This is a genomic window from Limimaricola cinnabarinus (assembly GCF_002723615.1).
Classification (GTDB): Bacteria; Pseudomonadota; Alphaproteobacteria; order Rhodobacterales; family Rhodobacteraceae; genus Limimaricola; species Limimaricola cinnabarinus_B.
The window spans coordinates 13,348-35,920 of the sequence record NZ_KZ304954.1 but is presented as its reverse complement, the minus strand read 5'-3'; the positions used below and the strand labels follow the sequence as shown (position 1 = coordinate 35,920).

Below are 22,573 nucleotides of genomic sequence, written 5' to 3'. Positions count from 1 at the left end.
CGCCATGACCGAGACCCTGCCGCCGAAGACCCCGCAGCCCGATCCCGCGCCCGAGGGCGAGGTGAGCATCGTATCGGTGACCCATCACGGCATGGGCCGCACCGAAGGCGGCACGCTGGTGCCGCGCGTGCTGCCCGGCGAGGTGGTGACACTCTCGAAGGACGGCCCGAAGATCGTGACGCCCTCGCCCGAGCGGGTCGCGCCGCCCTGTCGCCATTTCAAGGCCTGCGGCGGCTGCGCCATGCAGCATGCGAGCGACGGCTTCGTCGAAGGCTGGAAGGCGGAGATCGTGCGCACCGCGCTGCGCGCCCAAGGGCTGGAGGGCGAGATCGCCCGCGTCCTCACCTCTCCCGCCGACAGCCGCAGGCGGGCCCGGCTCGCCGGGCGGCGCACCAAGAAGGGCGCGCTGGTGGGCTTTCACGCCCGCGCCTCGGACACGGTGATCGAGGTGCCCGGTTGCCGCCTGCTGCTGCCCGAGCTTACCGCGCTGATCCCGGCGCTGGAGCGGATCGCCATGCTCGCCGCCTCGCGCAAGGGCGAGGCGGGGCTCACCGTGACCGACAGCGAGGCGGGCCCCGACCTGCATATCGACACCGACAAGCCGCTGACCGAGGAGCTGCGCCTGTCCTTGCCCGAGGTCGCGCGCGAGGCGGGGCTGGCGCGGCTGGTCTGGGCCGAGGAGATCGTGGCCGAGCTGGAGCCGCCGGTGCAGCGCATGGGCCGCGCCCGCGTGGTGCCGCCGCCCGGCGCCTTCCTGCAGGCCACGGCGCATGGCGAGGCGGCGCTTCTGGATTGCGTGACCGGGGCCGTCGCGGGGGCCGAGCGGATCGTCGATCTCTTCGCGGGCTGCGGCACCTTCTCGCTGCCCCTGGCCGAGCGGGCCGAGATCCACGCCGTGGAGGGCGAGGCCGCGATGCTCGCGGCACTCGACCGGGGCTGGCGCGGCGCGCCGGGGCTCAAGCGGATCACGACCGAGCCGCGCGACCTGTTCCGCCGGCCGCTGCTGCCCGATGAGCTGGCGCGATTCGACGCCGCGGTGATCGACCCGCCCCGCGCGGGCGCGCAGGCGCAGGTGGCGGCGCTGGCCGCATCTCACATCCCCGTGATCGCGATGGTCTCCTGCAGCCCCGCGAGCTTTGCCCGAGACGCGAAGACCCTTGTGGAGAAGGGGTTCGAGATGGGCCCCGTCACCGTGGTCGACCAATTCCGCTGGTCGCCGCATGTGGAGTTGGCGACACGATTCACCAGAGGCTAACCCTGCCGCGAGAAGCTGGCCCCTAGGCGCGATTTTTCGGATTTGCTAGATATCGCGAAACGGCTTCAGACCGGGGCAATGGGCAGCATGACCATCGACAGACGCAAGATCCTTCTCGCCGCGCCGGCGCTTCTCGCCGCCTGCTCGGGCAGCAAGATGCTGAGCTACAACGGGCCGCAGGTCACCTCGATCATGGCCTTCAAGGAGCGGCGCAAACTCTATCTGATGCATGGCAACACCGCGCTGAAGAGCTACCCGTTCCAGCTCGGTTTCGCCCCCGTCGGGCACAAGCGGTTCGAGGGCGACGGCAAGACGCCCGAGGGCACCTACATCATCGACCGCCGCAACCCGCAGAGCGCCTATCACCTCTCGGTCGGCATCTCCTATCCCAACGCCCGCGACCGCGCCTTTGCCGCCGCCCATGGCCGCAGCCCCGGTGGCGAGATCTTCATCCACGGCACGCCCGAGGAGGTCGTCGGCAAGAAGGACTGGACCGCGGGCTGCATCGCCGTGATGAACCACGAGGTCGAGGAGATCTATACGATGGTGGGCGATTATACGCCCGTCTTCGTCAAGGCCTGAGCCCGGCACGCTTCCGAATGACCGAACACGAAAAGGGGCGCCGCGGCGCCCCTGTTTCATCTGCGGCCCTCCGAACGGCTCAGGCGCCGAGCACCATGGTCCACCAGATCTTGCCGGCGGGCTCCTGGAACCACGCAAGCCCCAGGCGCGTCGCGGTCGGATCGAGGATCACGTCGCGCGTGGCGGGCTCCTCCATCCAGGCGGCAAGGGTCTCGAGCTCGGTCTCGTAGGTTTCCGAGATCGTCTCGCCCACCAGCCGCCCGGTGAAGCCCACGCGCCGCAGCCGGTCCACCGGCGAGGAGCCGTCCGAGCCGAAATGCCAGGGCCGGTTCTGGATGCTCATGTCGCGCGAATGGGTCGCGGCGGCGGCGTTGAGCTGCGCATTGAGCGTGAGCGCGGAGAGCCCGCGCGCGCGGCGCAGCGTGTTGACCGCGTCGAGCATCCGGAACGGGATCTGCGCCTCGTCCTCGGGCTTGATGCGGTAGACCTGCGGCAACGGCAGCCCGTCGGGGCCGATCCGGCCCGACGGGGCCGCGCAGGCCGAAAGACCGGTGAGAAGAAGGCCGAGAATGAGCTCGCGTCGCTGCATGCGTCACCTGTGAAAATCAGAACTTGCGCCTGATTAGCGGCAGCGGTGCGGCAGGGCAAACGGGATCGGCGCCGCGCCGCCCAGCGCCGCGCGAGGCCGATTGCGCGACAGGGGGGCGCGGCTTACGCAAGTGGCGTGACGTCACCCCCTTTGCCGGAGATTCGCATGGGTCACGACCCCAAGGCCCCCACCCGCCGCGGCTTCCTCGCCGCCACCGCCGCACTCGGCGCCACCGCCCTCGCCAGCCCGGCGCTGGCATTGACCGGCTCCACCGAAATCGAGAGCGACCTTTCGGGCGCCGTCAGCCGCAACCTGTCGAGCTTTCGCGCGCTCGACTGGCGGCCCTATTTCGCGGATCTGCGGGGCGGCGCGATCCTCGCCGACACGCAAAGCCGGGCGCTGCATTTCTGGAGCGAGGATGAGAGCGTCTACCGGCTCTTTCCCAGCTCGGTGCCGCTGACGGCGGATCTGACCCGGCTGGGCCGGACCGAGATCATCAAGAAGGTCGAAGGCCCCGATTGGCGGCCCACCCCCTCGATGCGCGAGCGCAATCCCGAATGGCCCGAATACATCCCCGCCGGTCCCGACAACCCGCTCGGCACCCATGCGCTGTGGCTGACATGGCAGTATTACCGCATCCACGGCACGCATGACACGCGCAAGATCGGGCGGCGCTCCTCGAATGGTTGCATCGGTCTCTACAACGAGCATATCGCCGAGCTGTTCGTTCTGTCGAAGGTGGGCACGCAGGTCATGCTGATCTGAGGCGACCGGACCTCTGCATGACAAAGGGGGCCGGAGGGCCCGGCCCCTCGGAATTCGTGATGCGGCCTTCGGCGAAGGCTCTTGCAAGCGCAAAGGTATCCCGAGCGCGGGGTCCTGAACAACCTACGGGAACCATGCATGCTTGATGTCCGCCCGGCGGAGTTTGCTGTCGTTCGAAGAGCCTGTATCGTCGGGGTATGACCGTCGAAGAAGAATTGTTTCAAGCAGCCGTTGAACTCATAGAAGCCCGGTACGAAACCGGTTGGGGAGGCGCGGCTTCGATCCGCTTGATGTCGGGCAAGATAATCACCAGCGTCGCGCCTGATGTGGAGTTGGACGCTCTTTCCCTATGCATGGAAGTCGGCGGCATCCTGGAAGCTCACAAGCAGAATCAGTCAGTTACTCATAGCCTTTGCATTTACAGAGAGTGTGAAGGAAAGCCTTTCAAGATACTCAGCCCCTGTGGCATTTGCCAGGAACGGCTCAGGTTCTGGGGTCCTGACGTGTTCGTCGCTGTTACGAACCCTGACAACAAGCTCGATTTCCGTCGTCTCGCGGAGCTTCAGCCCTTTCATTGGTCGGCTGCCTACAGATAGCGGCAAGCGAAGCAGACAAGAACTCCGAGCGGGCATTCCACTCGGAGCCTTGGTATCGGTCACCCGCACCACGACATGCAAAGGGCTGGCCGTGAGGCCCCATCTTCGTGTCAGATCCAGCCCGAGAGATTCTCGCGGATCACCCGCTCCAGCATGTCGATATGCTCGGCATGATCGTTGAGGCAGGGGATGTAGGTGAAGCTCTCCCCGCCCGCATGCTCGAAGCTCTCGCGGATCTCCTCGTTGATCTCCTCGAGCGTCTCGATGCAGTCGGCCGAAAAGGCGGGGGCGCAGATCGACAGCTTGCGCACGCCCTCCTCCTTGGCCAGCCGGGCCACCTCCTCGACGGTGTAGGGCTTGAGCCATTCCTCGCGGCCGAAGACCGACTGGAAGGTGGTGACGACCCGCGTCTCCTCCCAGCCCAGCGCCTCGCGCAACAGCCGCGTCGTCTTCTGGCACTGGCAATGATAGGGATCGCCTTCGAGCAGGTAGCGCTTGGGCAGGCCGTGATAGGAGCAGACCAGCACCTCGGGGCGGCTTTCGGGGGTGGGATGCGCACGGCGGACCGAGTTGGCCAGCGCCTCGATATAGTCGGGCCGGTCGAAATAGGGGTCGACCACGCGGGCCGTGGGCTGCCACTTTTCCTTGGAGAGAGCCTTGAAGAAGGCGTCATTGGCGGTGGCCGAGGTCGCGCCCGCGTAATGCGGGTAAAGCGGGAAGAACAGGATCTTGCGGCAGCCATTCTCGACCATGCGGCGCACCACCGACCGGGTCGAGGGATTGCCGTAGCGCATGCAGAACTCGACCTGCACGCCCTCGCCGTATTCCGCCTCGAACCGGGCGCGCAGCGCGTCGGCCTGCTGGCGGGTGATCGTGCGCAGCGGGCTTTCGTTCAGCTCCTCGTTCCAGATCGTGCGATAGGCCGCGCCGGATTTCTGCGGCCGCTTCGACAGGACGATGCCCTGCAGGATCGGCTGCCAGATCAGCGGATTCGTGTCGACCACGCGGCGATCGGAGAGAAACTCCGACAGGTAGCGCCGCATGGAGCGGTAATCGGTGCCGTCGGGCGTGCCGAGATTGGCGACGAGGATGCCCACGCGCGATGTCGGCAGGGCCGGGTGATCGGTGGGGGCATGGGTCGGGCGGGTCGCGTCGAGCATCGTCTGTCCTCGGGTCTGGCGTTCGGCGGGCGTTCGGCGGGTGTTCCATCGAAGCGAAGTAGCGGGATTACGGGCCCGGCCAACAAGGCATCTCACTGCAACAGGGTCTGAGACGAGGGCGGCGGGGTCAATCGGCGCTTTCGTCGCGGGCGCGGCGCAGCGCTTCCTCGAGGCTGTGCGTGGCCGAGCCGCGGCGCAGCGGCTGCGGCTGGTCGGCCGAGGGCGCCCAGCCGGTCAGGGTGATCACCTCGAACCGCGCGCCCACGCGGCCATCGGCGCGGCTGTTGGTCTCGGCATAGAGCCGCGCCGCCTCGGCCAGCACCGTTCGCCGGGTCGGGCGGCGCAGCCGTCCGGCCATGGCGTTGGTCTCGCCCATGGCGCGCAAATCGCGCATCAGGTGGAACGGGGTCTCGTAGCTGACGTCATAGGGTGTGCCGTCGGCCACGGGCAGCGCCAGCCCCGCGCGCTGCAACAGCGCGCCGAGATCGCGGATCTCGCCCATCGGGGCGACGCGCGGCGACAGCCCGCCTGTAACGGCGGTTTCGGCGGCGGTGAGGGCTGTGCGCAGCTCCGACAGCGTCTCTCCGCCCAGCAGCGTCGCGATCAAAAGCCCGTCGGGGCGCAGCGCGCGGGCGCATTGGATGAGCTGGCCGATCGGGTCCTCGGCCCAGTGCAGCGCCATGGCGTGAATGACCAGATCCTGCGCGCCGGGGACGAGATCGAGCGTCTCGTCATCGGGGATGATCCGCGCATGGGGCAGGCGGCGGGACCAGAGATCGGGCCAGGGCGTGACCACCGCCACGTCGGTAAAGGCGCGGTTAACCTCCGCGAGCCTATCTTCGACATCATCGGCCACCGCCTCCTGCAGGAACAGCGCTGGCGCGCGGGCGGCGCGGGCGCGGTGGCGCGCGATGGCGGGGCGGTCGAACAGGGCGGGGCGCTGGGCCGGATCTGAGGTCGGTGACATGCGCCCGAGATAGGGGGCGATGATGGGAATGCAAAGCGTCCTGAGGGCGATCTACCCCCCGGCCTGCATGGGCTGCGGCGATATGACCGAGGCGGATCACGCGCTTTGCGGCGCCTGCTGGCGCGAGACGCCGTTTCTTGGCGGCGCGCTGTGCGATCTTTGCGCGCGGCCCCTGCCGGGCGAGGCGGAGCCCGATCTGCGCTGCGACGCCTGCCTTGCCGCGCCGCCGCCATGGGGGCGGGCGCGCGCGGTGCTGCAGTACCGCGATGGTGCGCGGCGGCTGGTGCTTGGGCTCAAGCATTCCGACCGGACCGATCTGGCACGGCCCATGGGGCTGTGGATGGCGCGGGCGGCGGCGGATCTGGCGGAGCCCGACACGCTGGTCGTGCCGGTGCCCTTGCATCGCGGGCGGCTTTGGCGGCGGCGCTACAACCAGTCGGCGCTGCTGGCCGCGCGCATCGCCCGCGCGCTGGGCCGCGAGGTCTGCGCCGATGCGCTCTGGCGGCACCGCGCCACCGCCACGCTCGCCGGGCAGGACGCCGAGGCGCGGCGCGCCACGCTCGACGGCGCGATCCGGCCGCATCCAAGGCGCGGGGTGCGGATGGGCGGACGGATGGTGCTTCTGGTCGATGACGTGCTGACCTCGGGCGCCACGCTGGGCGCCTGCGCGCGGGCCGCGCGGGCCGCCGGCGCGCGCGCGATCTGCGTCGTGGCACTGGCCCGCGCCGCCCCGGACCCCTAGATCAGGGGAAACCACCCCAATTCCGGAGGCCGGACATGCCCGACGCGACCCCCCAGATCGAGATCTACACCTCGCCCACCTGCGGCTATTGCCACGCCGCCAAGCGGCTCTTGGCGCAGAAGGGCGTCAGCTATACCGAGATCGACGTGGTGGCCCATCCCGACCGCCGCCCCGAGATGCAGCGCCGCGCCAATGGCGGCCGCACCGTGCCGCAGATCTTCATCGGCGGCACCCATGTCGGCGGCTATGACGACATGGCGCTGCTTGACCGGCGCGGCGGGCTCGACCCGATGCTGGGCAAGTGATCCGCGCCGCGCTCTTGCAGACCACCGCCTCGGACGATCCCGCGCAGAACACCGAAACCCTGCGCGGGATGGTCCGGGAGGCGGTGGCGCAGGGGGCGGATCTGGTCTGCACGCCCGAGGTCTCGAACTGCGTCTCTTCGAGCCGCGCGCGGCAGGACGAGGTGCTGCGCCCGGAGGCAGAGGATGGAATGCTCGCGGCGATGCGCGAGGAGGCGGCGCGGGCCGGGATCTGGCTGGCGCTGGGCTCCATCGCGGTCAAGACCGGCGATGCCGACGGGCGCTTCGCCAACCGCTCGCTGCTGATCGGGCCGGATGGCGCGATCCACGCCCGCTACGACAAGATCCACATGTTCGACGTCGCGGTGAGCGAGACCGAGACCTACCGCGAAAGCGCCGGCTACCGCCCCGGGGGCCGCGCGGTGCTGGCCGAGACGCCGCTGGCGCCGCTCGGGCTGACGATCTGCTACGACGTCCGCTTCGCGCATCTCTACCGTGATCTCGCGCAGGCGGGCGCGGCGATCCTCCTCGTGCCGTCGGCCTTCTCGCCTGTCACCGGCGCCGCGCATTGGGAGGTGCTGCTGCGCGCCCGCGCGATCGAGACCGGCTGTTTCGTGCTGGCGGCGGCACAGACCGGGCGGCACCCCGCAAGCGCGGGACGGGTGCGCGAGACATGGGGTCACAGCCTCGCGGTGGACCCTTGGGGCAAGGTGCTGGCCGATGCCGGGACGGCATGCGGCGTCACCATCGTTGATCTGGACCCGACGGAGGTGGCACAAGCGCGGCAGCGCGTTCCCGCGCTTACCCATGACCGCGCCTATGATGGACCCGCATGACCCAGCCTGTCGACAACCTCGCCATCACGCTCTTCAGCGAGATCCTCGCGGTCGACCAGCTGGCGCGCAACACCATGTCCAAGGTGCTGCCCAAGGGGATGGAGCTGTCGCATTTCTCGGTGCTCAACCACCTCGCCTTTTCGGGCGGCGAGCGTACGCCCGCGCAGCTTGCGAAAACCTTCCACCTGACGCGCGGCGCGATGACCAACACGCTGGGCAAGCTCGAATGGGCGGGCTGGGTGCATATCCGTCCCGATTGGGACGATGCGCGGCGCAAGCTGGTGGCGATCAGCCCCGCCGGGCTCGGGGCGCGCAACGCCGCCGTCGCCGCGATCACGCCGATCGTCTCGGACGTGGTCGAGCGGGTCGGTGTCGAGCGCGCCCGCGCGGCGCTGCCGGTGCTGCGCGAGCTGCGGCTTCGTCTCTCCGACGTGGATTAGAGCCCCATCCGCGCCCTTCGGCCTAGAGCGTCACCCGCTCGGGGCGCAGGCTCGCCGTGACGTAGTTCACCGACAGGTCGCGCTCCGACAGCGACCAGCTCCACGAGATCGGGTTGAACACCATCCCCTTGCGGTCCACCGGGGTGAACCCTGCGCGCTTCAGCAGGTCGAAGAGCTCGTCGGGGGTGATGAACTTCTTCCAGTCATGCGTGCCCTTGGGCAGCCAGCGCATCACCCATTCCGCCCCGAGGATCGCCATGCCGAAGCTCTTGGCGTTGCGGTTGAGGGTGGAGCAGATGTGCAGCCCGCCGGGGCGCAGCAGGTCGTGGCAGGCGGTGAGATAGTCGATCGGCGAGGCGACATGCTCGACCACCTCCATGTTGAGCACCACGTCGAAGCGCTCGCCCGCCGCGGCCATGTCCTCGGCGGTGGTGTGGCGGTAGTCGATCTCGAGGCCCGATTGTTCGGCATGGAGCCGCGCCACGGGAATGTTGCGAGGGGCCGCATCGGCACCGACCACCTCAGCCCCGAGCCGCGCCATCGGCTCGCACAAGAGCCCGCCGCCGCAGCCGATATCGAGAATGCGCAGCCCATCGAAGGGCTGCCTGGCCGACAGGTCGCGCCCGAACTGCGCCGCGATCTGGTCGGTGATGTAGCCCAGCCGGCAGGGGTTGAGCATGTGCAGCGGCTTGAACTTGCCGTTCTCGTCCCACCATTCGGCGGCCATCGCCTCGAACTTGGCGACCTCCTCGGCATCGATGGTGGAGCGGGGGGCGTCTGGCTGCGGCATGATCTGGTCCTTCTTCGGCGCGGGCGGGTGACGGCATGGCTCTTGTGCCTATATAGGTCGGACATGGACAAGGTCTCAGGTCACCGCCGCGCCATCGCGCATCTTCACCCCCCCGTCGAGCCTTTCGATCAGCGCATGGTCGATGTCGGCGACGGGCATCGCATCTATGTCGAGCAATGCGGCAACCCCGATGGCAAGCCCGTGGTGGTGCTGCATGGCGGGCCGGGCGGCGGCTGCAGCCCGGCGATGCGGCGCTATTTCGATGCCTCGCAATGGCGCGTCATCCTGTTCGACCAGCGCGGCTGCGGCCGCTCGCGCCCGCATGCCAGCGTCGAGGCCAACACGACATGGCATCTCGTGGCGGATATGGAGCATATCCGCGAGATGCTCGGGATCGGGAAATGGGTGCTGTTCGGCGGCTCATGGGGGGCGACGCTGGCGCTGATCTATGCGCAGACCCACCCCGAGCGGGCCGCGGCCCTCATCCTGCGCGGCGTGTTCCTGATGACCGAGCCCGAGCTGCAATGGTTCTATGGCGGCGGCGCGGGGCAGTTCTGGCCCGAGCTCTGGGCGCGCTTTGCCGGGCTGATCCCCGAAGACGAGCATGACGATCTCATCGCCGCCTATCACCGGCGGCTGTTTTCGGGCGACGGCGGCTGCGAGCTGCGCCATGCGCGGGCCTGGGCGGGCTGGGAGAACGCGCTCGCCTCGATCGACAATGACGGGCCGATGGGCGAGGGGCCGGCGGAATATGCCCGCGCCTTCGCCCGGCTGGAGAACCATTATTTCCACAATCGCGGCTTTCTCGCGCCGGGGCAGGGCATTCTCGAACGGATGGACCGGATCGCGCAGATCCCCGGTCTGATCGTGCAGGGGCGCTACGACATGATCTGCCCGCCCGCGGGCGCGCACCGGCTGGCGGCGCTCTGGCCCGCCGTGACGCTCAGGATGATCCCGCGCGCGGGCCATGCGCTGTCGGAGCCGGGGATTTCGGCCGAGCTGGTGCGCGCGACCGACGCTTTGGGCCGCGGCAATGACGGCCCGATCTTCGGACGCGCGACGTAGCGTAATCTTTACAAGGCTTTACAGATTTCCATGCGTCGCTAACCTAGGCCCCCAACAAAGAAGGGCGCGAAACCGCGCCGATGCGGTCCGTTTCGGGCCACAGGGGAGACCTCGAAAGCTTGGGGAGCGTGATCAGGATCGTCCTGCAGCGTCTGGCGCTTGGCCTGTTGACGCTGCTGATCGTCTCGGCGGTGATTTTCGGAGCGGTGAACCTGCTGCCCGGCGATTTCGCGCAGGCCGTGCTGGGACAATCCGCGACGCCCGAGGCCGTGGCCGCCATCCGCACCCAGCTCGGCCTCGACCAGCCCTTGCCGGTCCGCTACGCCGGGTGGCTGTGGGATGCCGCGCGCGGCGATCTCGGCGTCAGCTTCGCGCAGGCCAATTTCGCGAGCTTCACGGGACGGGTCGACCCTTCGGCCACCGTGCTGGCGCAGATCGCGCCGCGCTTTGCCAATACCATGTTCCTCGCAGGCGTGACGGCGGCGATCGCGGTGCCGCTGGCGGTGGGCCTCGGGATTCTCGCCGCGCTCTGGCGCGACACGCCCTTCGACAAGGGCGCCAACATCGCGACGCTGTCCTCGATCTCCAGCCCCGAATTCTTCGTGGCCTACATCCTGATCCTGCTTCTGGCGGTGGTGAACCCGGTGCTGCCGTCGCTGTCGAACATCTTTCCCGGCATGAGCTTCGGTGAGCGGCTGGAAAGGACCCTGCTTCCGGCGCTGACCCTCACCCTCGTCGTCACCGCGCACATGATGCGGATGACCCGCGCCGCGATCCTCAACCTCATGGCCCAGCCCTATATCGAGATGGCGCGGCTGAAGGGGATGCGCCCGCTTCGGGTGATCCTGCGCCACGCGCTGCCGAACGCGCTGGCGCCGATCGTCAACGTGGTGGCATTGAACCTCGCATATCTCGTCACCGGCGTCGTCGTGGTCGAGGTGGTCTTCGTCTATCCCGGCATCGGCCAGCTCTTCGTCGACAGCGTGAAGCTGCGTGACATTCCGGTGGTGCAGGCCTGCTGCCTGATCTTCGCCGCCGCCTATATCCTTTTGAACCTCACGGCCGACATCCTGTCGATCGTCTCCAACCCGCGGCTGAGGCACCCCAAATGAGCATCTGGCTCTGGATCGTCACGGCCCTCGCGGTCATCGCGGCGCTGGCCCGGGCGGGCCTGTGGGCCGCGCGCCGGCTCTCGGGCGACGCCCCGCGCTTTCGCGACATGTCCTATGGCGAGGCGCTGGGCTACGCGCTGGCGCTCGCCGCGATCATCGGCGGCGTCTGGCTATGGATGAAGCCCGGCGCGGTCTATTTCCGCTGGGCGGTGATGGGCTTTGCGATCTGCGCCGTCGCGGCCTATCTCTTCCGCCTCGCGGGGCGGCATATCGGGCCCGCCGGGCTGAAGCGGCAGTTTCGCAGGATGCCGCTGACGGCGGCCTTCGGCATCCTCGTGATCATCCTCTACGCCATCGTCGCGATCTTTGCGGGCTGGATCGCGCCGCATGGGCAGGAGGCGGTGCTGGGCGCGGCCAACATCGTGCCGGGGGGCGATCCGGCGATGGGCGGAGATCCGGCCTTTCCGCTCGGCACCGACCGGATCGGCCGCGACATCCTCTCGCGCCTCATCTACGGCGCGCAGAACACCGTGGGTCTGGCCTTTGCCACGACGCTTCTCGCCTTCTTTCTCGGCGGCGCGCTGGGGCTGCTGGCGGCGGTCGTCGGCGGCTGGCTCGACCAGCTGCTGAGCCGCGGCGTCGACGTGCTGATGGCGATCCCCTCGCTGATCTTCGCGCTTCTGCTGCTCACCATCGCCTCCGTCTGGGCCGATGGCGCGCGCGGGCTGATGACGCTTTACATGGTGTTGATCATCGCGGTGATCGACTCGACCCGCGTGTTCCGCCTCGCCCGCGCGGTCGGGATCGGCATCGTGGTGATGGATTATGTCGAGGCCGCGAAACTGCGCGGCGAGGGCATGGGGCATCTGGTGTTCCGAGAGATCCTGCCCAACGCCATGGCGCCGCTTCTGGCCGAGTTCGGCCTGCGCTTCTGCTTCGTCTTCCTGACCATCGCCTCGCTGAGCTTCCTCGGCGTCGGCATCCAGCCGCCCCTGGCCGACTGGGGCACGATGGTGCGCGACCTCGCGCAGTTCATCAACTTCGCCGCCTTCGCGCCGATGGTGGCGCTGGCGCCGCTGCTGCCCGCGCTTGCCATCGCGGTGCTCACCGTGGGGGTGAATTTCGTGGTGGACTGGATGCTGCACCGCTCCTCGGGGCTGAAATCATGACGCCGCTGCTGGACATTCGCGATCTTCGGATCGAGGGGCGCTCGGACGAGGCGTGGCACCCGATCATCAACGGCGTCGACCTGACGCTGGGCCGGGGCGAGGTGCTCGGGCTGATCGGGGAATCGGGGGCGGGCAAATCGACGCTGGGCCTCGCCGCGATGGGCTATGTGCGCGACGGGGTGCGGATCTCGGGCGGCTCGGTGATGTTCGACGGCATCGACCTGATGAATGCCTCGGCCGAGGAGAAGCGCTCGCTTCTGGGCCGCCGCATCGCCTATGTCGCGCAATCGGCGGCGGCGAGCTTCAACCCCGCCCACAAGCTGATCGACCAGCATGTCGAGGCGCCGGTGCGCCACGGCGTGCAGCACCGCGGCGAAAGCGTCGAGGACGCGATCGAGCTCTATGCCAAGCTGCGCCTGCCCGACCCCCACGAGATCGGCTTCCGCTACCCGCATCAGGTCTCCGGCGGGCAGCTGCAGCGCGCGATGACCGCGATGGCGATGTCCTGCCGCCCCGATCTCATCATCTTCGACGAGCCGACGACGGCGCTCGACGTGACCACGCAGATCGAGGTTCTGGCCGCGATCCGCGACATCGTCGACCAGTTCGGCACTTCGGCGATCTACATCACCCACGACCTCGCGGTGGTTGCCCAGATGGCGGACCGCATCAAGGTCCTGCTGAAGGGCGACGAGGTCGAGACCGCGCCGACGCGCGAGATGCTGGAGCATCCGCGCGAGGACTACACCCGCTCGCTCTGGGCGGTGCGCGGCTTTCACCGCCCCGAAAAGCCCGCCCCCGGCCCGGACAGCGTGCCGATCCTCTCGGTCGAGGGGGTGACGGCGGCTTACGGCGAACAGGTGGTGCTCGAAGACGTCTCCTTCGACATCCATCCCGGCCGCACCGTCGCCGTGGTGGGCGAAAGCGGCTCGGGCAAATCGACCACCGCGCGGGTCATCACCGGGCTTTTGCCGCCGCGCGGCGGCGCGGTGCGCTTCGAGGGCGAGCCGCTGCCCGCGAGCTACCGCCAGCGGTCGAAGGATCAGCTGCGGCAGATCCAGATGATCTACCAGATGGCCGACACCGCGCTCAATCCGCGCCAGAGCATCGCGCAGATCATCGGCCGGCCGGTGCGGTTCTATTCCGGGCTCCGGGGCCGCCGCTTGCGCGCCCGCGTCGACGAGCTGCTGGAACAGATCGAGCTCGATCCCGCGATCTACCGCGACCGCCTGCCGGGCGAGCTGTCGGGCGGGCAGAAGCAGCGCGTCGGCATCGCCCGCGCGCTTGCCGCCGAGCCGCGGCTGATCATCTGCGACGAGGTGACGAGCGCGCTCGATCAGCTGGTGGCCGAGGGCATCCTCAAGCTGCTGGCCCGGCTGCAGGACGAGCTGGGGCTAAGCTACATGTTCATCACCCACGACCTCGCCACGGTGAAGGCGATCGCCGACGAGGTGGTGGTGATGAAGGAGGGCCGGGTGATCGAGCAGGGGCCCAAGACCGAGATGTTCACGCCCCCGCACCACCCCTATACCGACCTGCTCTTGTCCTCGGTGCCCGAGATGGACCCCGACTGGCTCGACAATCTTCTGGCCGAACGCGGAGTTGAGGATCTCGGCGAGGCGGCCACGGGTAAGATGTAGGCGAATCGCACGAATCGGCCCCCGCCAGAGGGGCAGGGAACCAAGAGGGAGACCATCATGCTGCCACAGATCAGCCGTCGCGGATTGCTCAGGAGCGGGGCCGCCGCGGGCCTTCTGTCCGTCACCGGCCTGCCGCTGCGCGCCCAGTCGCGCGGGGGCACGCTGCGCCTCGGCCTCGCCGGGGCCAACACCTCCGACAGCTGGGACGGGCGCACCCATTCGGACACCTACATGATCACCACCGCCTATGGCGCGGTGTTCGACTGCCTGACCGAGATCGCCGCCAATGGCGAGCTGGTGGGCGAGCTGGCGACCTCGTGGGAATCGACCCCCGACGCGAAGACCTGGACCTTCGACCTGCGACAGGGCGTGACCTTCCACAACGGCGCGCCCTTCACCGCCGATGACGTGATCGCCTCGCTCAAGCTGCATCTCGACGAGGACGCGAAATCCGCCGCCCGCCCGATCGTCGCGCCGATCACCGAGATGAAGAAGCTCGGCGAGCATCAGGTGCAGTTCACGCTGGAGGCGGGCAACGCCGACTTCCCCTTCCTGATGTCGGATTATCACCTGCTGATGTATCCGCATGAGAACGTCGAGGAGGCGATCGCGCAGGGCATCGGCACCGGCCTCTACAAGGTCGAGAGCTTCGATCCCGGCGTGCGCACGCTGCTCACGCGCGTCGACGGCCATTACAAGGACGGCCGCGCGGGCTGGTTCGACCAGATCGAGGTCATCGCGATCAATGACGGCTCGGCCCGGATGACGGCGCTGATGACCGGGCAGGTCGACGCGGTCAACAATGTCGAGTTCCAGGTCGAGCCGCTCTTGAAGGCCAACCCCAACCTCGCGCTCAACGAGGTGACGGGCAACCAGCACTACACCTTCCCGATGCTCACCGACCTGAGCCCCATGGACAACCTCAAGGTCCGCCAGGCGCTCAAGCACGCGGTGCGGCGCGAGGAGCTGGTCGAGAAGATCCTGCAAGGCCATGGCGCGGTCGCCAACGACCACCCGATCGGCCCGGCGAACCAGTATTACTTCGCCGATCTCGAACAGAACGACTACGACCCGGAGAAGTCGAAATCGCTGCTGAAGGAGGCCGGTCTCGACGGGCTGAGCATCGATCTTTCGGTCTCCGAGGCCGCCTTCTCGGGCGCGATCGACGCAGGCCTGCTCTATCAGGCCAGCGCCCGCGATTGCGGCATCGACATCAACGTCGTGCAGGAGCCGGCGGATGGCTACTGGTCCAATGTCTGGATCAAGAAGCCGTGGTGCGCCTCCTACTGGTCGGGCCGCGTGACCGAGGACTGGATGTTCACGCTGGGCTACGAGACGGGGGCCGCGTGGAACGACACGCATTGGGAGAATGAGCGCTTCCAGACGCTCTTGAAGGAGGCCCGCGCCGAGCTCGACAGCGACAAGCGCCGCGACATGTATCACGAGATGCAGCGCCTGTGCTCCAAGGAGGGCGCGACGGCGATCCCGATGTATGCCAACTTCGTCGATGGCTACAACACCAAGCTCGGCCACCCGGATGTGGTCGGCAACGTGTTCGATCTCGACAGCAACCGCATCTGCGAACGGTGGTGGATGGCCTGACCGGGGCCGTCGTCACCGCCGCATGACCCGACGCGCCGTCCCCCCCGGGCGGCGCGTTTTCATGCGGCCATTGGCCGGGGTGATGTTCGGGGCCGCGTGTGAGGCGCGCTTGCCCCCTCGGGCGGGGGGCCGGTCGGGAGCCTCAGCCTTTGCCGGTCTCGCCGGTCTCGTCGCTCTCGTCCTCTTCCCGCTTCGCCTTCAGCTCGTCATAGGAGCTGGGGTCGAAATCCTCGGGGTCGAAGGCCTCCTCGTCATCGGCGATGCCGGTCACATAGGTCGTGCCGGTCTTCTCGTCGTAGGCGAGCCCGTAATTCGCGCGTCCCTCGGATTTGTAGCGGCGGAACTCGTGGATGCCGGCCAGGAGGATGACCACCGTGATCGGCAGGAGGATGAGGATGGCGATCAGCTGGGATTGCATGAGGGGGTCCTTTGCGGGCTGTTCGGAGAGGTGGATGGCCGGGGCCGGGGCCGGGGCCTGCGATACGCCGGGCCGCCCGCCGCTTCGGGCCGCCATGGCCGCGGGAGGCCTGTCACCGTTCAACCACCAGATAGCGCAGCGACAGGCGCTGTCGAAGCGTCCCGCTTCGCGCCGGGCAAGGCAGGCGGCCCGCGGCGGCGGGGTGACGGGCGCTGTTGGCAGGCGGCGGTCCGATGGGGGGTGGTCCGATCCCGGCGCCGACAGGAACCGCTCTGTCATATGGGCGTTGGATGCACAACGCACGCAGTCTCGCTTTGAGAGAGGATACCCATGCCCGAGAATTTCGCAGGAGAGCTGAACCAGGACGTCCGCACGCAGATGGTCGACCTGCTCAACAAGAACCTCGTCAACATGCTGGCCCTGACGCTGGCGGTGAAGCAGGCGCATTGGAACCTCAAGGGGCCGGGCTTCATCGGCGTGCACGAGCTTCTGGACGAAGCGGCCGACCGGCTGCGCGAGGGCGCGGACCTGATGGCCGAGCGCGCCGTGATCCTCGGCGGCTATGCCCGCGGCACGGTCGAGGTCGCGGCCGAAAAGGCGCAGATGGATGCCTACCCGGTCGAGCTTTCCGACATCAAGCAGCATGTCGAGGAGCTGAAGGCACGCTATGTCTTCGTCGGCGGCGAGGTCCGCAAGGCGATGGAGGAAGCGGGCGACGCGGGCGACGAGGACACCGCCGATCTCTTCACCGAAGTCAGCCGCACGCTCGACAAGGATGCCTGGTTCATCGGCGCCAACGCCTGACCGGGCCCGCCGCCGCCCGCAGCCGCCGCCCAAAGCCGCGCATGGCCTTGGGCGGCGCTTCGAGCGGCAGTCGGAACGCGGGCGAAACGCGGGCCGAGGCGATCACTCTTGCCTATTTGCGCCAACACCCCTATATGCCCTTCAGAACAGCGGCGCGCCGGCCTTCGAAACCGGCGCCCACCGGGAAAGATCGACGGGCCGCTGGCCCGTTTTTTTGTGCTTGGAGGACCCCATGTCCGACCTCATCGCCAAGGCCGCGATCGACCGCCGCGTCCAGGAGATCATCGAGCCCGTCATTGCCGACATGGGCTTCGAGCTGGTGCGCGTGCGGCTGATGTCGGGCAAGTCCACGACGCTGCAGATCATGGCGCAGAAGCCCGACGGCACGATCGAGGTCGACGAATGCGGCCAGATCTCCACCGCCGTTTCGGCCGTGCTCGACGTCGAGGACCCGATTCTCGACGCCTATACGCTCGAGGTTTCCTCGCCCGGCATCGACCGGCCCCTGACCCGGCTCAAGGATTTCGAGCAGTGGAAGGGCTACGAGGCCAAGATCGAGACCGAGGAGCTGATCGACGGCCGCCGCCGCTTCAAGGGCGAGCTTCAGGGCGTCGAGGATGACGAGGTGCTGATCGAGATCGAGGAAGGCACGATCGGGCTGAAGTTCGAGTGGCTCTCGGACGCCAAGCTGGTGCTGACCGACGATCTCATTCGCGAGGTGCTGCGCAGCCGCAAGGATGCCGGGCAGATCGACGAGACCCAATTCGACGATGTTGAAACCATCATTGATGGTGATGAGGAGAACGACTGATGGCCATCACGTCCGCAAACCAGCTGGAGCTTCTGCAGACCGCCGAGGCGGTGGCGCGCGAGAAGATGATCGACCCCGCGCTCGTGGTCGAGGCGATGGAAGAGAGCCTCGCGCGGGCCGCCAAGTCGCGCTACGGCGCCGAGATGGACATCCGCGTCAGCATCGACCGCAAGACCGGCCGCGCCCGCTTCACCCGCGTGCGCACCGTGGTCGAGGATGAGGATCTGGAGAACTACCAGGCCGAGTTCACCGTCGAGCAGGCGCGCCAGTACATGGACGACCCCAAGGTCGGCGACACCTTCGAGGAGGAGGTGCCGCCCGTCGAGCTGGGCCGCATCGCCGCGCAATCGGCCAAGCAGGTGATCCTGCAGAAGGTCCGCGAGGCCGAGCGCGACCGGCAATACGAGGAGTTCAAGGACCGCGCCGGCACGATCATCAACGCCACCGTCAAGCGCGAGGAATACGGCAACATCGTCGTCGAGCTTCCCGGCGCGGGCGAGGCGGTGCTGCGCCGCAACGAGAAGATCGGCCGCGAGGCCTACCGCCCCGGCGACCGCATCCGCTGCTACGTCAAGGATGTGCGCCGCGAGGTGCGCGGCCCGCAGATCTTCCTGTCGCGCACCGCGCCCGAATTCATGGCCGAGCTGTTCAAGATGGAAGTGCCCGAGATCTACGAGGGCATCATCGAGATCAAGTCGGTGGCCCGCGACCCCGGCAGCCGCGCCAAGATCGCCGTGATCTCCTATGATGGCTCGATCGACCCGGTCGGCGCCTGCGTCGGCATGCGCGGCTCCCGCGTGCAGGCCGTGGTGGGCGAGCTTCAGGGCGAGAAGATCGACATCATCCCGTGGAACGAGGACATGCCGACCTTCCTCGTCAACGCGCTGCAGCCCGCCGAGGTCTCCAAGGTCGTGTTCGACGAGGAAGCCGAGCGGATCGAGGTGGTCGTGCCCGAGGAGCAGCTCTCGCTCGCCATCGGCCGGCGCGGCCAGAACGTGCGTCTGGCCAGCCAGCTCACCGGGCTCGACATCGACATCATGACCGAGGAGCAGGAGAGCAAGCGCCGTCAGGCCGAGTTCGAGACCCGCACCAAGCTGTTCATGGACACGCTCGATCTCGACGAGTTCTTCGCGCAACTTCTCGTCTCCGAGGGGTTCACAAATCTCGAAGAGGTCGCATATGTCGATCAGGACGAGCTTCTGGTGATCGACGGAGTCGACAGCGACACCGCCGCCGAGCTTCAGGCGCGCGCCCGCGACTACATCGACGCCCAGAACAAGGCCGCGCTGGAGCGCGCCCGCGAGCTGGGCGCCGAGGACAGCCTGATCGGCTTTCCGGGCCTCAGCCCGCAGATGGTCGAGGCGCTGGCCAAGGACGGCGTCAAGACGCTCGAGGACTTCGCGACCTGCGCCGACTGGGAGCTGGCCGGCGGCTGGACCACCCAGAACGGCGAGCGCGTGAAGGATGACGGCGTGCTGGAGCCCTTCGAGGTCAGCCTCGAGGAGGCGCAGGAGCTGGTGATGACCGCGCGGGTGGCGCTGGGTTGGGTCGATCCCGACGAGCTGGCCGCCGAAGAGGCCGCGGCTGCGGCCGCGAGCGACGAAGAGGAAGAGGCCTGAGACACGAGATGGGTCGCGGTGGAATGAAGGCGGAGCGGGCCGACGGGCCGGAACGGAAATGCATCGTCACGGGTGACGTGCAGCCGAAATCCGGTCTGATCCGCTTCGTGATCGGCCCCGACGGCCAGGTGGTCCCAGACATCCTCGGCAAGCTGCCGGGGCGGGGGATCTACGTCATCGCCGAAAAGGCGGTGATCGAGACGGCCAGGCGCGGGCAGTTCGCCCGCGCGGCCAAGGCGCCGGTCACGGTGCCCGAGGGGCTCGCGGCGGAGGTGGAGCGCCAGCAGGCGCGGCGCGTGGTCGATCTGATCGCGCTGGCGCGCAAGGCGGGGCTCGCCATCGCGGGCTTCGAAAAGGTCAAATCGGCGCTCGCGGGCGATCACGTCCGCGTGCTGTTGCAGGCCTCGGACGGCTCCGAGCGCGGCAAGACCAAATTGTGGACCCCCACGGGGGCAAGATATTACGGCTGCCTGACCTCGGATGAATTGGGTTTGGCTTTCGGCCGGCAAAGTGTGATACACGGCGCGCTCGCGGCTGGCGGACTCAGCGACCGTGTTGTAGAGGAGGCCGCGAAACTGCGCGGTCTGCGAGAGAGCAACGGCGGCGATACGGCCTCCGGGAAGGATATGTAAATCTGATGAGCGATACCGACGGCAAGAAACCTCTTGGTCTGCACGGGTCCCGTCCGGGGAACGTCAAGCAGAGCTTCAGTCATGGCCGGACCAAGAACGTCGTGGTCGAGACCAAACGCAAGCGCGTCGTGGTGCCCAAGCCCGGTGGCGCGGCGCAGGGCTCGGCCGCGACCGGCGTTGTGAGGGGCGATCCCTCCAAGCGCCCGGCAGGCATCAGCGAGGCCGAACTCGAGCGCCGCATGCGCGCGCTCGCGCTCGCCCGTGCCCGCGAATCGGAAGAGGCCGAGAAGCGCGCCGCCGAGGAGGCCGCCCGCGCCGCCGAGCGCGAGCGTCGCCGCGCCGAGATCGAGGCCAAGGAACGCGAGGACCGCGAGCGCGAGGAAGCGCTCAAGGCCAAGGCCGAGGAAGAGGAGCGCAAGAAGCGCGAGGCCGCCGAGGCCGCGCGCAAGGCCTCCCAGCCCGCGCCCCAGCAGCCCGCCGCCCAGCCGGCCCAGCCCGGCGAGGCCCCGGCCGGCGGCCCGCGCCCCGGCTCCGGCCCGCGCAAGGCCGGCGACCGCGACCGCGCCGACAAGAAATCCAAGCCCGCCGGCAAGGGCGGCGGCGACAACCGTCGCTCGGGCAAGCTGACGCTGAACCAGGCGCTCTCGGGCGAGGGCGGCCGCCAGCGTTCCATGGCGCAGATGAAGCGCAAGCAGGAGCGCGCGCGCCAGAAGGCGATGGGCGGCCCCGTCCAGCGCGAGAAGGTGACGCGCGACGTGCAGCTGCCCGAGGTGATCACCGTGGGCGAGCTGGCCAATCGCATGGCCGAGCGCGTGGCCGACGTGGTCAAGGCGCTGATGCAGAACGGCATCATGGCGACCCAGAATCAGTCGATCGACGCCGACACCGCCGAGCTGATCATCGAGGATTTCGGCCACCGCGTCGTCCGTGTCTCGGACGCCGATGTCGAGCAGGTGATCGAGCAGGTCAAGGACAAGCCCGAGGACCTGCAGGATCGCGCGCCGATCATCACCGTCATGGGCCATGTCGACCACGGCAAGACCTCGCTTCTGGACGCGATCCGCAAGACCAAGGTCGTCTCGGGCGAGGCCGGTGGCATCACCCAGCATATCGGCGCCTACCAGGTCGACGCGGCCAATGGCACGCGGCTGACCTTCCTCGACACGCCGGGCCACGCCGCCTTCACCTCGATGCGGGCCCGCGGCGCGCATGTGACGGACATCGTGGTTCTGGTGGTCGCGGCCGATGACGCGGTCATGCCGCAGACCATCGAGGCGCTGAACCACGCCAAGGCCGCCAAGGTGCCGATGATCGTAGCGATCAACAAGATCGACAAGCACGAGGCCAACCCCGACAAGGTCCGCACCGACCTGCTTCAGCACGAGGTCATCGTCGAGAAGATGTCGGGCGACGTGCAGGATGTCGAGGTGTCGGCGATTTCGGGCAAGGGTCTCGACCAGCTGCTCGAAGCGATCGCGCTGCAATCCGAGATCCTCGAGCTCAAGGCCAACCCGAACCGTCCGGCGCAGGGCGCCGTGATCGAGGCGCAGCTCGATGTGGGCCGCGGCCCGGTCGCGACCGTGCTCGTGCAGAACGGCACGCTCAAGCGCGGCGACATCTTCGTCGTGGGCGAGCAGTGGGGCAAGGTCCGCGCGCTGGTGGACGACAAGGGCGAGCGCGTCGACGAGGCCGGTCCCTCGGTTCCGGTCGAGGTGCTGGGTCTCAACGGCACGCCCGAGGCGGGCGACGTGCTCAACGTCGTCGAGACCGAGGCGCAGGCCCGCGAGATTGCCGAGTACCGCGCCAACGCCGCCAAGGAGAAGCGCGCCGCCGCCGGTGCCGCGACCAGCCTCGAGCAGCTGATGGCCAAGGCCAAGGACGACAAGAACGTCTCCGAGCTGCCGGTGGTGGTGAAGTCGGACGTGCAGGGCTCGGCCGAGGCCATCGTTCAGGCGATGGAGAAGATCGGCAATGACGAGGTCCGGGTCCGGGTGCTGCATTCGGGCGTCGGCGCGATCACCGAGAGCGACATCGGCCTTGCCGAGGCGTCGGGTGCGCCGGTCTTCGGCTTCAACGTCCGGGCCAATGCACCGGCGCGTCAGGCCGCGAACCAGAAGGGCGTCGAGATCCGCTACTACAGCGTGATCTACGACCTCGTGGACGACGTGAAGGCGGCGGCCTCGGGCCTGCTGTCGAACGAGATCCGCGAGAAGTTCATCGGCTATGCCAACATCAAGGAGGTCTTCAAGGTCTCCAATGTCGGCAAGGTCGCGGGCTGCCTCGTCACCGAAGGTGTGGCGCGCCGCTCCGCCGGTGTCCGCCTGCTGCGCGACAACGTCGTGATCCACGAGGGCACGCTGAAGACCCTGAAGCGCTTCAAGGACGAAGTGTCCGAGGTGCAGTCGGGCCAGGAATGCGGCATGGCCTTCGAGAACCACGAGGACATCCGCCCCGGCGACGTCATCGAGATCTTCGAGCGGGAATCGGTCGAGCGTTCGCTCTGATCCGGGTTTCGCCATCGAGCGACAAGGGGGCGGCCTTCGGGCCGCCCTTTTTCATGTCTGGGCCTGACCGGGGCCTTCCGCATCGCGGGGCACTGCGCATGAAGCGGGTGATGATCGCCGGGCGGCCCGGAGCGGCCCGGCCCGGCCTTCATCCGGCAGGCGGGACGCTCGAT

Annotated in this window: 23 protein-coding genes; 18 read left to right on the top strand and 5 right to left on the bottom strand. The window is 68.3% G+C overall.

Annotation, left to right across the window (positions count from 1 at the left end):
- The first annotated feature begins 4 nt into the window (after positions 1-4).
- Together CJ301_RS05935 and CJ301_RS05930 are read left to right on the top strand one after the other, a co-directional pair.
- Positions 5-1,255: a class I SAM-dependent RNA methyltransferase gene (locus tag CJ301_RS05935; RefSeq protein ID WP_099275300.1), complete on the top strand. Its 1,251-nt coding sequence runs from the start codon at positions 5-7 to the stop codon at positions 1,253-1,255.
- Positions 1,256-1,342: 87 nt separating this feature from the next.
- On the top strand, positions 1,343-1,837 hold the full coding sequence (locus CJ301_RS05930; RefSeq protein WP_099275696.1) for a L,D-transpeptidase family protein: 495 nt from the start codon (positions 1,343-1,345) through the stop codon (positions 1,835-1,837).
- Positions 1,838-1,916: 79 nt separating this feature from the next.
- Here the strand turns inward: CJ301_RS05930 and CJ301_RS05925 are convergent, their stop codons facing one another.
- Positions 1,917-2,426: a CAP domain-containing protein gene (locus CJ301_RS05925; RefSeq protein WP_099275298.1), complete on the bottom strand. Its 510-nt coding sequence runs from the start codon at positions 2,424-2,426 to the stop codon at positions 1,917-1,919.
- A 165-nt stretch (positions 2,427-2,591) separates the two neighbouring features.
- On the opposite strand from CJ301_RS05925, the gene CJ301_RS05920 reads away from it, so the two are divergent.
- The gene (locus tag CJ301_RS05920; RefSeq protein ID WP_099275294.1) at positions 2,592-3,191 is read left to right on the top strand and encodes a L,D-transpeptidase; all 600 of its coding nucleotides are present in this window, start codon (positions 2,592-2,594) and stop codon (positions 3,189-3,191) included.
- Between the two features lie 197 nt (positions 3,192-3,388).
- Entirely contained in the window at positions 3,389-3,787 is a 399-nt protein-coding gene (locus tag CJ301_RS05915; protein ID WP_099275292.1) for a cytidine deaminase, read from the top strand.
- Between the two features lie 110 nt (positions 3,788-3,897).
- On the opposite strand, the gene hemH is transcribed toward CJ301_RS05915, so the two are convergent.
- Both hemH and CJ301_RS05905 read right to left on the bottom strand, forming a co-directional pair.
- Positions 3,898-4,947: a ferrochelatase gene (hemH, locus tag CJ301_RS05910; protein WP_099275290.1), complete on the bottom strand. Its 1,050-nt coding sequence runs from the start codon at positions 4,945-4,947 to the stop codon at positions 3,898-3,900.
- A gap of 127 nt (positions 4,948-5,074) precedes the next feature.
- Complete coding sequence (locus CJ301_RS05905) at positions 5,075-5,914, bottom strand: methyltransferase domain-containing protein (RefSeq protein ID WP_099275288.1); 840 nt, start codon at positions 5,912-5,914, stop codon at positions 5,075-5,077.
- Between the two features lie 22 nt (positions 5,915-5,936).
- On the opposite strand from CJ301_RS05905, the gene CJ301_RS05900 reads away from it, so the two are divergent.
- Genes CJ301_RS05900 through CJ301_RS05885 form a run of 4 tightly spaced genes read left to right on the top strand, consistent with a single transcriptional unit; the run spans position 5,937 to position 8,234 of the window.
- Positions 5,937-6,656, top strand: a complete 720-nt coding sequence (locus CJ301_RS05900) for a ComF family protein (RefSeq protein WP_099275694.1) — start codon at positions 5,937-5,939, stop codon at positions 6,654-6,656.
- Positions 6,657-6,691: 35 nt separating this feature from the next.
- On the top strand, positions 6,692-6,961 hold the full coding sequence (gene grxC, locus CJ301_RS05895) for a glutaredoxin 3 (protein WP_099275286.1): 270 nt from the start codon (positions 6,692-6,694) through the stop codon (positions 6,959-6,961).
- A complete protein-coding gene (locus CJ301_RS05890; protein ID WP_099275692.1) occupies positions 6,961-7,794 on the top strand; it encodes a carbon-nitrogen hydrolase family protein in 834 nt (277 codons plus the stop codon). The genes grxC and CJ301_RS05890 overlap by 1 nt, the downstream gene beginning before the upstream one ends.
- Complete coding sequence (locus tag CJ301_RS05885) at positions 7,791-8,234, top strand: MarR family winged helix-turn-helix transcriptional regulator (RefSeq protein WP_099275284.1); 444 nt, start codon at positions 7,791-7,793, stop codon at positions 8,232-8,234. The genes CJ301_RS05890 and CJ301_RS05885 overlap by 4 nt, the downstream gene beginning before the upstream one ends.
- Before the next feature lie 22 nt (positions 8,235-8,256).
- Here the strand turns inward: CJ301_RS05885 and ubiG are convergent, their stop codons facing one another.
- A complete protein-coding gene (gene ubiG / locus CJ301_RS05880; RefSeq protein ID WP_099275282.1) occupies positions 8,257-9,024 on the bottom strand; it encodes a bifunctional 2-polyprenyl-6-hydroxyphenol methylase/3-demethylubiquinol 3-O-methyltransferase UbiG in 768 nt (255 codons plus the stop codon).
- 63 nt (positions 9,025-9,087) lie between these two features.
- Here ubiG and pip point away from each other — a divergent pair, with 63 nt between their 5' ends.
- From pip to CJ301_RS05855, 5 genes are all read left to right on the top strand, one after another.
- A complete protein-coding gene (gene pip, locus CJ301_RS05875; RefSeq protein ID WP_099275280.1) occupies positions 9,088-10,089 on the top strand; it encodes a prolyl aminopeptidase in 1,002 nt (333 codons plus the stop codon).
- A gap of 119 nt (positions 10,090-10,208) precedes the next feature.
- Entirely contained in the window at positions 10,209-11,201 is a 993-nt protein-coding gene (locus CJ301_RS05870; protein WP_099275690.1) for an ABC transporter permease, read from the top strand.
- Positions 11,198-12,370 (top strand): ABC transporter permease, encoded by a 1,173-nt coding sequence (locus CJ301_RS05865; protein ID WP_099275278.1) that lies wholly within the window; start codon positions 11,198-11,200, stop codon positions 12,368-12,370. The genes CJ301_RS05870 and CJ301_RS05865 overlap by 4 nt, the downstream gene beginning before the upstream one ends.
- Positions 12,367-14,010 (top strand): ABC transporter ATP-binding protein, encoded by a 1,644-nt coding sequence (locus CJ301_RS05860; RefSeq protein ID WP_099275276.1) that lies wholly within the window; start codon positions 12,367-12,369, stop codon positions 14,008-14,010. Before CJ301_RS05865 ends, CJ301_RS05860 begins: the two co-directional genes overlap by 4 nt.
- Before the next feature lie 57 nt (positions 14,011-14,067).
- Positions 14,068-15,612, top strand: coding sequence for an ABC transporter substrate-binding protein (locus CJ301_RS05855; RefSeq protein ID WP_099275274.1), 1,545 nt, complete (start codon positions 14,068-14,070; stop codon positions 15,610-15,612).
- A gap of 142 nt (positions 15,613-15,754) precedes the next feature.
- On the opposite strand, the gene CJ301_RS05850 is transcribed toward CJ301_RS05855, so the two are convergent.
- Positions 15,755-16,030 carry a hypothetical protein gene (locus CJ301_RS05850; protein WP_099275272.1) on the bottom strand — a complete coding sequence of 92 codons (276 nt, stop codon included), beginning with the start codon at positions 16,028-16,030 and terminating at the stop codon, positions 15,755-15,757.
- A gap of 330 nt (positions 16,031-16,360) precedes the next feature.
- On the opposite strand from CJ301_RS05850, the gene dps reads away from it, so the two are divergent.
- From dps to infB, 5 genes are all read left to right on the top strand, one after another.
- A complete protein-coding gene (gene dps, locus CJ301_RS05845; protein ID WP_099275270.1) occupies positions 16,361-16,834 on the top strand; it encodes a DNA starvation/stationary phase protection protein Dps in 474 nt (157 codons plus the stop codon).
- A 232-nt stretch (positions 16,835-17,066) separates the two neighbouring features.
- Positions 17,067-17,645, top strand: a complete 579-nt coding sequence (gene rimP / locus CJ301_RS05840; protein WP_099275268.1) for a ribosome maturation factor RimP — start codon at positions 17,067-17,069, stop codon at positions 17,643-17,645.
- Entirely contained in the window at positions 17,645-19,264 is a 1,620-nt protein-coding gene (nusA, locus tag CJ301_RS05835) for a transcription termination factor NusA (RefSeq protein ID WP_099275265.1), read from the top strand. The genes rimP and nusA overlap by 1 nt, the downstream gene beginning before the upstream one ends.
- 8 nt (positions 19,265-19,272) lie before the next feature.
- Entirely contained in the window at positions 19,273-19,896 is a 624-nt protein-coding gene (locus CJ301_RS05830) for an RNA-binding protein (RefSeq protein ID WP_162620432.1), read from the top strand.
- Positions 19,897-19,901: 5 nt separating this feature from the next.
- Positions 19,902-22,400 carry a translation initiation factor IF-2 gene (gene infB / locus CJ301_RS05825; protein WP_099275261.1) on the top strand — a complete coding sequence of 833 codons (2,499 nt, stop codon included), beginning with the start codon at positions 19,902-19,904 and terminating at the stop codon, positions 22,398-22,400.
- Positions 22,401-22,573: the final 173 nt, after the last annotated feature.

Coding starts and splice junctions, on each gene's coding strand:
- CJ301_RS05905 (WP_099275288.1), bottom strand. CDS start 5,914: ATGTCACCGACCTCAGATCCGGCCCAGCGCCCCGCCCTGTTCGACCGC.
- hemH (WP_099275290.1), bottom strand. CDS start 4,947: ATGCTCGACGCGACCCGCCCGACCCATGCCCCCACCGATCACCCGGCC.
- infB (WP_099275261.1), top strand. CDS start 19,902: ATGAGCGATACCGACGGCAAGAAACCTCTTGGTCTGCACGGGTCCCGT.
- dps (WP_099275270.1), top strand. CDS start 16,361: ATGCCCGAGAATTTCGCAGGAGAGCTGAACCAGGACGTCCGCACGCAG.
- pip (WP_099275280.1), top strand. CDS start 9,088: ATGGACAAGGTCTCAGGTCACCGCCGCGCCATCGCGCATCTTCACCCC.
- rimP (WP_099275268.1), top strand. CDS start 17,067: ATGTCCGACCTCATCGCCAAGGCCGCGATCGACCGCCGCGTCCAGGAG.
- CJ301_RS05915 (WP_099275292.1), top strand. CDS start 3,389: ATGACCGTCGAAGAAGAATTGTTTCAAGCAGCCGTTGAACTCATAGAA.
- CJ301_RS05900 (WP_099275694.1), top strand. CDS start 5,937: ATGGGAATGCAAAGCGTCCTGAGGGCGATCTACCCCCCGGCCTGCATG.
- CJ301_RS05830 (WP_162620432.1), top strand. CDS start 19,273: ATGGGTCGCGGTGGAATGAAGGCGGAGCGGGCCGACGGGCCGGAACGG.
- CJ301_RS05865 (WP_099275278.1), top strand. CDS start 11,198: ATGAGCATCTGGCTCTGGATCGTCACGGCCCTCGCGGTCATCGCGGCG.
- CJ301_RS05930 (WP_099275696.1), top strand. CDS start 1,343: ATGACCATCGACAGACGCAAGATCCTTCTCGCCGCGCCGGCGCTTCTC.
- CJ301_RS05925 (WP_099275298.1), bottom strand. CDS start 2,426: ATGCAGCGACGCGAGCTCATTCTCGGCCTTCTTCTCACCGGTCTTTCG.
- CJ301_RS05935 (WP_099275300.1), top strand. CDS start 5: ATGACCGAGACCCTGCCGCCGAAGACCCCGCAGCCCGATCCCGCGCCC.
- grxC (WP_099275286.1), top strand. CDS start 6,692: ATGCCCGACGCGACCCCCCAGATCGAGATCTACACCTCGCCCACCTGC.
- CJ301_RS05850 (WP_099275272.1), bottom strand. CDS start 16,030: ATGCAATCCCAGCTGATCGCCATCCTCATCCTCCTGCCGATCACGGTG.
- CJ301_RS05855 (WP_099275274.1), top strand. CDS start 14,068: ATGCTGCCACAGATCAGCCGTCGCGGATTGCTCAGGAGCGGGGCCGCC.
- ubiG (WP_099275282.1), bottom strand. CDS start 9,024: ATGCCGCAGCCAGACGCCCCCCGCTCCACCATCGATGCCGAGGAGGTC.
- CJ301_RS05920 (WP_099275294.1), top strand. CDS start 2,592: ATGGGTCACGACCCCAAGGCCCCCACCCGCCGCGGCTTCCTCGCCGCC.
- nusA (WP_099275265.1), top strand. CDS start 17,645: ATGGCCATCACGTCCGCAAACCAGCTGGAGCTTCTGCAGACCGCCGAG.
- CJ301_RS05885 (WP_099275284.1), top strand. CDS start 7,791: ATGACCCAGCCTGTCGACAACCTCGCCATCACGCTCTTCAGCGAGATC.
- CJ301_RS05860 (WP_099275276.1), top strand. CDS start 12,367: ATGACGCCGCTGCTGGACATTCGCGATCTTCGGATCGAGGGGCGCTCG.